The organism is Paenibacillus sp. NPDC093718 (assembly GCF_050279985.1).
GTDB lineage: Bacteria > Bacillota > Bacilli > Paenibacillales > Paenibacillaceae > Paenibacillus_AQ.
The window spans coordinates 130,997-143,729 of sequence record NZ_JBNNUS010000012.1 but is presented as its reverse complement, the minus strand read 5'-3'; the positions used below and the strand labels follow the sequence as shown (position 1 = coordinate 143,729).

Sequence of the window (12,733 nt, the reverse complement as noted above, 5' to 3'; positions counted from 1 at the left end):
TCATATGGTAAATATTTGAATCCATACCGAGGTTAAATACGTAGTGTATATTAATATGGCTTTCCATATACGATAAACCAAAGGAGCGTGTACGTATGAGTTCTGCGATGTGGATTATTGTGAGCGTTCTGGTCGCCGTATTCCTGATCATGATCCCCGTACAGTACCGGTATATTGCAGCGTTAAAGAAAGATCCCCGGAGGCAGGGGGTCGATCAAGAAACGTATTACAACAACATGTCATTTCAAGAGGAACAGCTCCACTACAATACGCAAGTCTTGTTTTTGCCTTCCACCATGGTTGCTTCGTGGATTTATAATTGGAGGCATAGGAGCGGAAAAACGACCAAGTAGGCGGCTTTAAACGGATGAAAACGCAAAAATCATCGCCCGAATGAAGGCGATGATTTTTCATGATCCAAGCTATACTCAGCCGCGTCTGGCTAAGGCGTTCATATGTAGGAAAAAGGTATCCTCCAGCGTAGGCGCCTTCTCCACAAATTCGGGACCCGGCTGCTTTTTCCCCATCAGCCTTACTCTCATGTGATGTTCCGTCATTTGAAAATGAATCAGCAGCTCCTGCGGTATCCGCTCGAAGGCTTCCAGATCGATCTCGCCTTCCCAGACGCTGGACGCCACATTCAGCTTCCACTGGGTCGGTGAACCGATATACCGGATGCGACCGCGATGTATCCATATCACGGTATCCGCTGCCTCTTCCCATTCGTTCAGCTCGTGGGCGGCCACGATCACCATTCGGCCCCTGGCGTACTTGGTCAGGTACGTGATAAGGAATTTGCGTTCCTCGGCGTCCATGCCGTTTAAAGGCTCATCGAGGAATAGAAAAGAAGGAGAAGCCAGCAGCGCCTGCACGACGGCAATACGCCGCTGCACCCCTTGCGACAAATTCTTGACCTTGCTCTTGCGGAAGGACTCCAGCCGAAAGTCTGCCATCAGCCTGTCAACGGCCTCTGGGTTATAGACGCCCTTTAATTCTGCCATATAGGTTAGCAGCTTGCCGACCTTCATATCTCCATACAGCTCGATATCCGCCGGGACATATCCGATTTGACTGCGGATTAGCGGCAAATGATCCCCTGCCCTGCGCCCGCTGTACAGGATCTCGCCTGCATCGGGGGCCTGAAGCGTGGTCAGCAGCTCGATCAGGGTGGTTTTTCCGGCGCCGTTCGCCCCGACAATGAGGTTCAGGCCGGATTGAATCTCCGCTTTGTCGATTTCAAGCCGGTACGTACCTGCCTGTCGTTCCAGTCCTTCTAGCCTAATCATTCGCCATTCTCCAGGCTCCGTTCAGCTTCAAGCTGCGTCCGTAGGAAGAGACGAGCAGAATTACTCCAATCACAAGCAGGGCCATGTCCGTCATCATTTTGCCACTCATCGAAACGCCGTGATCCACGATTTGTCCTTGAATCACGATCCACATGCCGTAGACCAGGACGGCCGAGATCAGTGAGACGACCATGCCTTTGCGAAACAGCATATACATCGCAGCTCCTCCCGTCACCAGCAGAATCCCCATCCACTCCAGGATAAAGGGCCCGAATAAAAAGCGGGAGGTTTCCGCCTGGATGGATCGCAGCCCGAGCGCGAGGGTACTCAGCAAGGCCATTCCGATGACGATACCGGTCACAAGCAGCAGGCGGGTATACAACACAAGAGCCGGCGGGTATGGGGTCAGGGTCTCCACGGCCCGCATCCCTTTATCCCAGGTTCGGCTGCTGAACAGCATCGATACAATCAGCAGCAGCGGGGTAATCAACGGAAAAATGCCGCCGGGCAATCCGGCAAACTGATCCAATGGATACTCCGGATCGATCAGCAGAACCAACATGCAGAATACCGCTCCTGCTGTGAGCAGAATGGATCTTTGATTCAATCGGATCTGGCTCCGAAGAATCTGTTTTAATGAGGGCGGGTCGACCTGCGGATTAAAATCCAGCTTGGGGGACTCGGGCTCAATCCTGAGCTGATTGAACTCTCCCTGAAGAGACGCAATGAGCTGCGCCGTCTCATCCGGTGACGGCGATGGAAGAGCAGCGCGTCTAAGCGGGCCGCGAAGCTCGTCTTCGAGTCTTCTCAATTCATTATCGAATGGATGATCCATGGAGATACACCTCACTTTCTTTTACTTTGCTCTGCGAATCCGGCTCTTCCGACTTGGAGCGGTTCCGAACCTGTTCCTGGGGACTCGTCTCCCGCGTCCTTCGGGACGGATGAACGGGTACCAAATCGGAATGCTCCATGGACAATGTTTTCTTCAGCTTTCTCAAGCCGTTATATAAATGCGTTTTCACCGTACTTAAGGGGAGGTCGACCAGGTCGGCGATTTCCTGCAGCTTCAGATCATGAAAGAATCGAAGAGATATGACTTCCTGTTGTATATCGGGCAGACTCTCCAGCGATGCTGCAATCTCGAGCGAGGTTTCCTGCCTTTCCACGAGTTCCTCCGCGCCGGGTGCAGGATCGTATGCATCCGGCATCTCCTCACCCGCCAGACCTTCTGACCTGTAGGATGCGCTTTTCCAATAATCCTTGCACATATTAAGAGCGACGCGATAAAGCCAGGAGCGAACATGTTCCAGCGTGCCGTGCTGCTTCAGATGCCGAATGAGCCGGATAAACGTTTCCTGAACGATATCCTGGGCTTTTTGCCTGTCGGCCAGCCTCTGGGTCGTATAACTGAGCAGCGGACCATGGTACCTCGTCACCAGCATTTCAAAAGCTTCCTGGTCGCCGGCAGCCATGCGTTCGGACAGCTGCTGATCGGAAATCATGCCTTCCCCCCCTTTCTATGTGCATTCTAATCTTCCCATTATATCTATTTCTCAATTATAACCGACCGTGTGCATGTGCATAGTCGTCATTATTTGACATTCAACATAGCATCCCATTTCTGCTGCCACTCTTTGTACGTAATCGGGTTCTCCGGATTTAAGTACGAATTCCGTTCGGTGCTCGGGAGCATCAGCCCTTGCTGGTAAAAATGAACCAGCAGCTCTTTGACCTGATCCCCTCTGCCTTCTTCCAACGCCCTTCTGACTTGCTGAGCCATATTAATCCCTATTTTGTTTTGGGGATCATCGCCGTCCCCATTCCGGTAAAGGAGCTGCTGTACCGATCTAAGGCTTCCATAATCCTCTCTCAGCTGCTTATCGCTAAGCCCTTTCTCTTCCACATAATACACATACCAGAAAAGACTGCTGATCTTTCCGCGCACATCTCGTTCCGGATGTTCAAAATAATAATTAAGCCCATCCTGGTTGCCAAACAGAATCGAGTTCATCCATTCGCCCGACAAGTTTGAGTAGTTATATGTGTACTGGTTCGAGGACAGAATCAGACGATGGTCCACCCGGGGATAATCAAAACCTTGACCTAAATATAAGATCTTGTCGACGTTGCTGTTGAACGCGGGTACCCACTTGGAGAAATAGTCATATTTTTTTTGCATATCCCGCAGCATCAACACGGATGCCTTCTCCATATATGGCGTTGTCACGATGGTAATCGGGAGATCATTCCGGCGGATTTCCTTCCAGAACCGCCCTCCGTACAGGGAGATGTTCTGCTTGATCCCCCTATCCTCAAACCGCTGGTAGCCGGGCCTCCGTTCCAGCTCCTTCATCCCCGTATACAAGGGAACCGGATAACCTTCCACCTCCAGCTTCATCTCACCGAAAGAATAACGCATCCGGCCGAATTCCCAGCCCAAATAAACATATTTCGGAGGACGGTCTTCGTTATCACTCTTTAAATATACATGCTGATAACCGGGAAGCGGATACCACGCGATAAATCCATCCAGTTTAACTTCGGGTCCCACACTGTAAACCGAAAATTCCTCACGGGAATACCCGGACATAAAATCCATGACCTTGCCTCTATATTCCAGCTCGGCTTGAATGTCTCCTCCCTTGGCATCGCCGACCATCCTTACCGATAGCCGATCTCCCTGTCTGCGATAGGGAGCGTCAATACCTTGAAGTTGGACACGCTCAAGCTTGAACATCCGGTTCAGGGTTAACGGAAGCTGCCTCATGCCCGATAATTCGGAGGCGGGTATCGTTAGCTTCGCCATCACGCGAAGTTCATCGTTTGGCAGCCGCTTCAGCTTGATATCATAAGAAGAAACATGATAAAAGGATCCATCTTCAGGATAATCGATATAAGAAACCGTGGGGTCTTCAAGCTTCGCATCAATTTGGGCATATCGTTCCGCCCATAGCGTGCCGTAGGGTACCGCTGCAGCTGCCGTCAATACGACAGCCCCCAGCACTGCGAGCCATCCCGCTTTCAGCAGCATCGTAGGGCGCTTGCGGTTTAACAAGAACAAACACACTGTTAGCAGCAGGAAAGTGAAGGCAAGCACGAACCACCGGGAACTCATTATATCTTCGGCAAACAGGTCGTACCCCCAATTCTCATATTCAAACCGATTGGATTGAAGGAAGAATTGGTTGAGGTGAAACACTTGGGCCGGCATCCATCTTAATTCGCTGATAATATAAATTTCCATGAAAAACGTTCCGAACATCCATGCACAGAAACCAATCAAATAAACGATCCGATTCGGAATGCTTGCCCCGAGAAGCATGGCGAGCGCGAGTGTCACCATGTAGGAAACCTCATACTGCACAGCAAATTGCATGGTATGCATCATCGCAATATGACCGGCGATTCCCTGGCTAACCGACAGGATATAGAATATAATCGACGTCGACAACGTGAACAGGGAAAAGTACAACAAACTGACCACATATTTCGACGACAACAAGGTAAAGAAAGACACGGGCAAGCTGTGATTCCATTCAAAGGATCGACGGCGGACATCCCGGCGAATGGACAAGATGCCAATTAACATAGCCGGACCCAGGGTCATCGTATGACCCAGCATGTGGAATGAATAAGCCGCCGTGTACAGATTATGGTTCGGCCCGTTGCCGCTCGCCGCCTGCAGCATCACAATGATGAACAGAATCGCATAGATGATCGGAAGAGAGGCAAACAAAGGATTACCGAACAAAAGCCGAAGCTCAAGAAGACTATGCCTCCACCATTTATGCATGGCGATCCCTCCGCAGCAGGCTCAGATACCCATCCTCCAGGGTCGGATCCGCAGGAAACGCCCCTGCAACCGGAGCCGCTTGGCCGATAAACCGGCAGAGAACGCCTTCCGGAACGGTGCGAGTAGACACGACGGACATGGGATCAATCAAGGCAAATTCATCCGGACTCATCACCGCTTCCCATACTTGCCCCTTCCCGCATGCCTGCAGTTCAGTCAGGCTGCCGTTCATGGCCAATCTCCCCTTGTTCATGACTGCGATACGACGGCAGTTGCTCTCGATATCGGCGACGATATGGGTGGATAGCAGGACTGTCCGGTCGATGCTAAAGCGGGTTAACACATTCCGGAACCTGACACGCTCCTGGGGATCCAGCCCGGATGTCGGTTCGTCAACGATCAAGATATCAGGCGATCCCAATAATGCTTGGGCAATACCCAGCCGCTGCTTCATTCCCCCGGAATAAGTGCGAACTTTTTTATCAGCCTTTCCCTGGAGATTCACCATCTCGAGCAGCCTGGAGATTTCCTTCTGCCTGGCACTCCGTTCCGTGATCCCTTTCATAGCCGCCACATAATCCAGATAATCTCGGCCGGTCAGCTGCGGATAGATGTGAAAATGCTGCGGCAAATACCCGATCATCTGCCGGATCTCCTCCGGCCGTCCAATCGATATCCCGTTCACACTCACCTGGCCGGAGGTCGGCGTCAATAAGGTTGCCAGAATACGCATCAACGTGGTTTTGCCGGCGCCGTTGGGGCCTAGCAGGCCTGTCATACCTTTATCCAATTGTAGAGAAACATCCAAGAGCGCCCAAGCGCCCTTGCGATAGGTTTTTGATAGATGCTCAATGGTAATCATTCTAGAATCCTTTCACCATTAACGATTATGGCATAAGCCGCGCGGTTTACGTTACTTGGAACGAACCATCGTCTCAAAAAGTTTGGCATTTCCAATCTTTTGACGCCAATTCATATATAAGGTATAAAAAAGCCCGTCATCCTTAAAGCGGATTGCGGGCATGAACTATATTCACCTGATGCCAGGCTCTTATTCTGTTATTATAACATGCAAAGATGCGGTTCATCCGTAAACCTTCAGGCCGTAAATATTTCATGTCCCAAAAGATTAACCGGATGGATCATTCACGGGCTTATTTCACCGGTCGTTACCGATGAGCCTCATATTGGTTGGCACGACTGATCGCCTGGATCGATTGGATGTCCTGCGGCGATAACTCTTCCTTATTTCCCGCCGCCAAGTTATGCCGGAGCTGTTCAAGCGAGCTTGCACCAGGGATGGTGCAGGCAACTGCAGCATGGGCCAAGACATAACGAATAGCCAGATGGGAAAGATCCGTGTCACCGCCAACCTCTTCAAGCTCCTTGAGTACATCAAGCAGCTCATTTTTGCTGTAATCCAGATAGCCCTTCTCGGCTTTGGCTTGTCCACGGTCTGATAATATGCCGCGGGCAACGGGTCCCCGTGCAATGACGGATATTCCGTTCTCAGCAAGCAGATCGAGCACCGCTTCCTCCGGTCGCCGGTCCAGAATGCTGTACTGGCTCATGACGCTGACGATATTGGATTTCGCAACATACTCGCGGATGACGTTCGGCCGGATGGACGAGATGCCATAGTATCGAATCCACCCTTCCCGCTTCAGCTCTTCAAAAGCTTCAATCGTCTCGTCAATAGGATCATCTAATGTCCCCCCATGAAGCTGATACAGATCGATATAATCCGTACCCAATCTGCGGAGGCTGTCCTTAACGGCGGATTTGATGTATTCCTTGGAAGGATCCCATACCCAGCCATCCTGTCCCGGTACACGACGGTTGCCGACTTTGGTAGCGATGATCACATCCTCGCGCCGGCCTTGAACCGCTTGGCCTACCAGTTCCTCGTTACGGCCTTCGTCGTACAGATCCGCTGTGTCCAGAAAATTCACGCCCCGGTCCAGCGCTTCATGGATAAGTTTCACGGCTTGTCCCTCATCCGTACCCAGTGACATGCAGCCCAGCCCGATTTCGCTTACATACAATTCCGAAGATCCCAGCTGATTGGTTCTCATGCTTGATCCCCTCCTCTTCCTTATAATGAATAAGGTTCTACTTCTTTACTTACCCTAAAATATCGATCCAGATCTTCACGGCCGTAACCGCAATGAGAATCGCCAAGGCATACCGCAGCAGTCGGACGTTCATCTTGCGACTGATGATGGCGCCGATGGGGGCACCCATCAAGCTTCCGGCAACCGCGAACAAGGACGGCCAGATCGGAATGTCGCCAGAGGCGATTTTTCCGATAACGCCCCCGACCGCGGACAGAAAGACGATCGCGAGTGATGATGCGATGGTGATCCGCGTCGGTATCTTTAGAATCGTCAGCATGATGGGGATCAGGATAAAGGCGCCTCCAGCGCCGACAATCCCCGCAATACCGCCGACGATAAAGGCGGCTCCCATCGCAATCCCTGAATGATAAGTCACCTCGCTAACCGACCTGTTTTCCATGGTTGCCCGGGTTGGCACAATCATCAATAACACGGCGATAACCGCCAGAAAACCGTAGATCACGTTAATCGTACCGCTTGTCATCAGCATCGAGGACAGACTCCCGATCAGACTGCCAACCAGGGTGCTGATCCCCATCTGAATGACCAATGGCTTGTGAAAGTACGACTCACCGCCGCGCGAACTCATCCGGTTGGTGATCATGCCTGACAATGAGGCGAAAAATACCTGCAGCATGCTGATGGACGCCACTTCCTTGGAGGTAAAGGCCTCAAGTCCAAACCAGGAAGGAACGTATAGCAGCAAAGGAAAGTTAATGATCGCCCCGCCGATTCCCAGCAATCCGGAGAAAAAAGAACCGATGATACCTATAAAGATCATGACTACAAGTTGCACTATCAAGGTGATCGATCTCCAATTCAATTTAATATCGTGACGGCGAACATTGCTATTGAATGTGCCCCGTTGTTGATTTATAATAAAACCAAGTATTTGTATCGGAAATAAAGGAGGTGTATGGTGACCATGTTGAATAAGCTGAAATTCCTTTTTCAGGACCGTTGCCCTGACTGTGAGCAGAAGCTGATTTCCAGGCAGGAAGACATGGCTACGATCAAGCATTGCCCGGATCACCACTACACCGAAGAAATATATAACCAGCTGGGAGTTACGATTGTTTATCATCCCAGCAAAGATAACAGTTAGACTTGGTTTAAACTCCGTTTAGCAATTACGGGCAGAAGCCTTTGCGCTTTATTCCGTTCCCTCTGCCCATTCCCGTCCGGCCAGCCTGACGAGAAGCAGAACCGCGATCTCGGCAACCATCACAACGAGCGAGCATACAAAAATCACAGGGATCATATCCCCTGAGTCCAGATTTAAGATGAACGGGTAGGCGATAAGCCATAACAGCTGCGCGGCCATAAATAAGCGCCCCCGGAAGCGCGCCTTATGATCCAATCCGGATTCGGCGCCTGTGGAATTGGCTTGGATGCCTCGGCAGATTCCAAAAATCAATACCATATGCAAGCAGACGGCAGGCAGTTGAATCAGCAGTTCCTTCACCGATTGCATAGGCACACTGCCTGTCCCCACCTCAGGAAACCAGAATAATGAAAGAACCGACCAGATCAGCAGCAGCCAGGCTGACAGAAGCCCTGCCCTAAAATATCCGTTTAACGCCTGAAGCCGCCATAATCCTGAAGCCATCAGCAGGTATCCCAGCATGTCGGGCAATACATCCACAAATTCGATCTTCAGGTTGACCAGTACAAAGAGCAGCCCCCACACGATGCGATAACAAGCGCTCCTCATGACCCCTTCCTGCTTTCCCGGACAAATTCCGTCATGTCTTGTTCCGTCGGACTGGGTTGATAAGGAATCAGCGTATCTCCATACCATAGCCGCCCGCCTTCTTCTATAAAGGTGGTTTTCAATATCAACTGATATACCTGCATGCTCTTCTTAAGCGACGGCATATTAAATTGGTGGCTGATTCTAATGGAATCCCCTTTATTAATCTTGAGTGGAAGCTGAATCTCATCGATAGGTTCACCTCTTAACTCGATGTGCGCTTCCGAAGGCTGTGACTGGTAACTAGTGCCCGGTATTTGTCCGGAAATGTCGGCATGGATTCGAAGATCCCCCTCGTCTGCGATATCCAGCAATTTAGAAGAGAACGCCGTTAACTGAAGGGACTGCTTCACGACGGCAGATTCGTAGCCCGAGTTATCGGAAGAGGATCCGCCGGACGTCCACGATATCGGATGTTGTTCTTCCTGATCATATACGCCAGGCCATATGTAAATCTCCCCGATATCCACTTGTTCCGAGGTTCCATCGGAATATAGGGCTGTAATCTCTCGAACGAGAACCGGTTCTTTAAGCAGCTCTTCTTCTGGGGCTGCTTCCTCAGGAGCGGGTTTATTTAAGTTCACCATCATTTTGCCTAAGTATTGCCTCTGATACTCTGCATATTTGGGGTATGGGGTTACGATCTGTTCGGGATAACCTTCGATCCGGATGGAGCTTAACGTCTTGTCTGTTCGTTTGTCCTCTACATAATACAAGTCAAATACGCGGCCTCCCCCTTCTCTCGTCTCCACATGATGCTCAAGGAATACGGTTCTTCCCAGTTGATTGGCTTCATAATACCAGACATTCCCGACCCAACTGCAGGCTACGAACAGGATGGCGAGAACATAATACCATTTCTTGCTCATGGCCCCTCCTTATGTATCATGCGATTGTTCCATATTATTTAACTATATTAACACGTAAATAGATGATGAGGGTTTGATCAGCGTTAATTTTTCATATGCTTCTGACGGAGGAAGCCCATTGAATTTGAAATAAGGTTACGCCATCATGGACAGACTATTTGAAGCCACCCTAAAATCAAGGAAGGTGTTCATGATGAATCCATCGATCGAAGAGGTCACCCATTGGCTTCAATCCAAAAGCAATCACACTCTGCACATATCCAAGCAAGAAGAGAAGGATCAGGATCAGATTAAAATACAGCTGGAGCGTTTTGAACACCAGCAGCATCAAGAGCAGTCCATCGACGGTTATGGAGACCGCCATGCGCTCCTGCTGCACGGCCCCGGCGTTGTCATCACGGCCGGCCATGAAGCGCCTTTGCCAAGCGATGCCTTCGTCATTGGACTGGACGGGTTAACGGCTGCGGACATCCAGGACCATCAAGTTGTGCTCACAACGGGTCGGAGTATATATTCCATCACGACAACCTGAGAGCAGCCGGAATGAAACAGCAAGAACCGCCAGAGTTGTTGCAGCTCTGACGGTTCTTTTGGCTTTATTCGCTTTATGCTGGAACTATGTTATACATAACGCTTGCGCTCGTGGCGCAGTTGGTACCCCTTACCCCTTGGCTTGAGTCAACAGCTTACACTCGCTCGAATCTCCACATAAAGCTCTGGAAATCGCCATGCATCGCGGGAATGGCCAATCCGGCGTTCATCAGTCGGTCTCCGCCGTAGATATTCCCATCCTCCACGCACCGATAATCCCCTTCCGGATCCAGCCCCATCGTCCGCAGCCACACGATTGGTGCATTCGCTTCACTTAAGATGCGGAAGTAATACAGCACCGCTTCCGAGCGATCCTCGGAGACGATGGTCCAGGCTGCTTCGTTCCCTTCGAACGGATTCCGAAGGCGATAGAAATCCCCGAACTGCACCAGATGCCGAATCTCCTTGTACAATTTCACCTGCTCGCGGACCTCTTCCTTTTCCTGCTCACTGAAGGCCGTCAGGTCAAGTTCATAACCGAAATTGCCCGACATCGCTGCATGGCCTCTCGTACGCAGCGAAGTATTCCGAAACACCTGATGATTCGGAACGGCGGACACATGGGCTCCCATCGAGCTAAGAGGATACACAAGGCTCGTTCCGTATTGAATCTTCAATCGGCTGACGGCATCGGAGTTATCGCTTGTCCACGTCTGGGGCATGTAATACAGCATCCCCGGATCATAACGTCCGCCACCGCCGGAGCAGCTCTCAAACAAAATATGCGGGAACTCGGTCGTCAGCTGCTCCATCACCCGATACAATCCCAGCATATAACGATGGGCCGTTTCCCGCTGGCGCTCAGGCGGCAGCGCAGCCGACCCGATCTCCGTCATATTCCGGTTCATGTCCCATTTCACATAGGTAATCGGCGCACTTTGCAGGATGCTCCGAACCATATCGGCCACCGCAGCGCCTACTTCCTCACGGGAGAAGTCCAGGATCAGCTGCTGTCTTCCTTCCGTTCGCCGGCGTCCCTCCACATGCAGGCACCAGTCCGGGTGCTGACGGTACAGATCGCTATCCGGCGAAATCATCTCCGGCTCAAACCACAAGCCGAACTGCATATCCAGATTGCGGACCCGCTTCACGAGATCCTCAAGGCCCTCCGGCAGCTTGTTCTTGTCAACGACCCAATCCCCAAGGGAAGTCGTATCATCATTTCGCTTGCCGAACCATCCGTCATCCAGCACGAACAGCTCGATACCGAGATCCCTTCCGGCGCTGGCGATCTGTTCGATTTTATCCGCGTTAAAGTTAAAGTAGGTCGCTTCCCAGTTGTTAACCAGCACCGGGCGCGTGGCATCCCGGAATTGCCCCCGGCTCAGCCTTGTACGGTACATCTTATGATAGCGTCTGGACATGCCGCCCAAGCCCTCCGCCGAGAAGACCATCACCGCTTCCGGCGTCTGGAACAATTGTCCCGGCTCCAGCAGCCATGAAAAATCGAATGGATTCAATCCCATCGTGACCCGGGCTGTTTCGTATTGATCCACCTCAACCTGCGCGGAGAAGCTGCCGCTGTACACAAGGCTGAAGCCGTACACCTCACCGTGCTCTTCGCCGGCGCCTTCGGACAGCAGCGCAAGGAACGGATTATGGTTATGGCTGCTTGAACCCCTGCGGCTCTCAATTCCCTGCATGCCGGGAGATAATCTTCTGCGCTGCACATGGCGCTCTCTTGCCCATGCCCCATGAAGATGCAAAAGGTCATAACGGCTATGATTCATATCCACGCTGGCGCTCATGGCCCGCAGCAGGGTCATGTTCTCCTTGCTGTCATTACGGAAGGACACGGAACGCGTGATGGCGTCGAACGCATTCATGACCGTATAAGACAAATAAATCGTCAAGCCGCTTACCCGATCAAGCAGTTCCAGCTCCAGCGTATCCGCCTCGTCATCCTGTTCCGTATATACGGCAGGCAATCCTTCCAGCTTCGGTTTGCCGCTGTATATCCGGTGACGGACATATTCCGCTTCGGTGACGGTAGTCCCGTTAGCAAGCTGTACCTGATAAGCAGGCTGCCGGAAATCACCGCTGCCGTAGCCCGGGTATTCCTGAGGCAAGCTGTCCAGGGAAAAGGAAGCATCCTCCCGAAACGGCGTTGGCGAAAAGGATGCTCTTCCCCGGCGCTCCAGCAAATTGCCGACGCGGTTATCGCGAATCCGGCGCCCCCAATAGGCATGCGCCGGATAAACGCCCCGCACAAGCTCAATCACGTAACTTGACCGATCGCTTTGGAGATGAAACACTCCCAGATCTTCATGAAAATGTATACTCACTGCTTTTTGCCCCCTAACAAGGTCCGAGTTAAATCT

At 51.5% G+C, this 12,733-nt stretch carries 13 protein-coding genes; 3 read left to right on the top strand and 10 right to left on the bottom strand.

What is annotated here, in order from left to right; translation table 11 throughout:
- The first annotated feature begins 95 nt into the window (after nt 1-95).
- The gene (locus ACQKPA_RS28385; protein WP_427495763.1) at nt 96-353 is read left to right on the top strand and encodes a DUF3949 domain-containing protein; all 258 of its coding nucleotides are present in this window, start codon (nt 96-98) and stop codon (nt 351-353) included.
- Nucleotides 354-428: 75 nt separating this feature from the next.
- Here the strand turns inward: ACQKPA_RS28385 and ACQKPA_RS28380 are convergent, their stop codons facing one another.
- The 7 genes from ACQKPA_RS28380 to ACQKPA_RS28350 all read right to left on the bottom strand — a co-directional run bounded on the left by ACQKPA_RS28380 (nt 429) and on the right by ACQKPA_RS28350 (nt 8,076).
- Nucleotides 429-1,286, bottom strand: coding sequence for an ATP-binding cassette domain-containing protein (locus ACQKPA_RS28380; RefSeq protein ID WP_427495762.1), 858 nt, complete (start codon nt 1,284-1,286; stop codon nt 429-431).
- Nucleotides 1,279-2,121: a hypothetical protein gene (locus ACQKPA_RS28375; protein WP_071219647.1), complete on the bottom strand. Its 843-nt coding sequence runs from the start codon at nt 2,119-2,121 to the stop codon at nt 1,279-1,281. Before ACQKPA_RS28375 ends, ACQKPA_RS28380 begins: the two co-directional genes overlap by 8 nt.
- Nucleotides 2,102-2,791: an RNA polymerase sigma factor gene (locus ACQKPA_RS28370; RefSeq protein ID WP_113059518.1), complete on the bottom strand. Its 690-nt coding sequence runs from the start codon at nt 2,789-2,791 to the stop codon at nt 2,102-2,104. Before ACQKPA_RS28370 ends, ACQKPA_RS28375 begins: the two co-directional genes overlap by 20 nt.
- A gap of 89 nt (nt 2,792-2,880) precedes the next feature.
- Entirely contained in the window at nt 2,881-5,082 is a 2,202-nt protein-coding gene (locus tag ACQKPA_RS28365) for an ABC transporter permease (protein WP_427495761.1), read from the bottom strand.
- Entirely contained in the window at nt 5,075-5,944 is an 870-nt protein-coding gene (locus ACQKPA_RS28360) for an ABC transporter ATP-binding protein (protein ID WP_427495760.1), read from the bottom strand. The genes ACQKPA_RS28365 and ACQKPA_RS28360 overlap by 8 nt, the downstream gene beginning before the upstream one ends.
- A gap of 307 nt (nt 5,945-6,251) precedes the next feature.
- On the bottom strand, nt 6,252-7,157 hold the full coding sequence (locus ACQKPA_RS28355; RefSeq protein WP_427495759.1) for an aldo/keto reductase: 906 nt from the start codon (nt 7,155-7,157) through the stop codon (nt 6,252-6,254).
- Nucleotides 7,158-7,206: 49 nt separating this feature from the next.
- Nucleotides 7,207-8,076, bottom strand: coding sequence for a sulfite exporter TauE/SafE family protein (locus ACQKPA_RS28350; RefSeq protein WP_427495819.1), 870 nt, complete (start codon nt 8,074-8,076; stop codon nt 7,207-7,209).
- Between the two features lie 48 nt (nt 8,077-8,124).
- Between ACQKPA_RS28350 and ACQKPA_RS28345 the strand changes: the two genes are divergently transcribed.
- Entirely contained in the window at nt 8,125-8,304 is a 180-nt protein-coding gene (locus ACQKPA_RS28345) for a hypothetical protein (RefSeq protein WP_071219655.1), read from the top strand.
- Nucleotides 8,305-8,352: 48 nt separating this feature from the next.
- On the opposite strand, the gene ACQKPA_RS28340 is transcribed toward ACQKPA_RS28345, so the two are convergent.
- Entirely contained in the window at nt 8,353-8,913 is a 561-nt protein-coding gene (locus tag ACQKPA_RS28340; protein ID WP_427495758.1) for a hypothetical protein, read from the bottom strand.
- On the bottom strand, nt 8,910-9,821 hold the full coding sequence (locus ACQKPA_RS28335; protein ID WP_427495757.1) for a hypothetical protein: 912 nt from the start codon (nt 9,819-9,821) through the stop codon (nt 8,910-8,912). The genes ACQKPA_RS28340 and ACQKPA_RS28335 overlap by 4 nt, the downstream gene beginning before the upstream one ends.
- Nucleotides 9,822-10,011: 190 nt before the next feature.
- On the opposite strand from ACQKPA_RS28335, the gene ACQKPA_RS28330 reads away from it, so the two are divergent.
- Entirely contained in the window at nt 10,012-10,353 is a 342-nt protein-coding gene (locus tag ACQKPA_RS28330; protein ID WP_427495756.1) for a hypothetical protein, read from the top strand.
- Nucleotides 10,354-10,507: 154 nt separating this feature from the next.
- Here ACQKPA_RS28330 and ACQKPA_RS28325 read toward each other — a convergent pair whose 3' ends face one another.
- On the bottom strand, nt 10,508-12,697 hold the full coding sequence (locus ACQKPA_RS28325) for an alpha-galactosidase (RefSeq protein ID WP_427495755.1): 2,190 nt from the start codon (nt 12,695-12,697) through the stop codon (nt 10,508-10,510).
- Nucleotides 12,698-12,733: the final 36 nt, after the last annotated feature.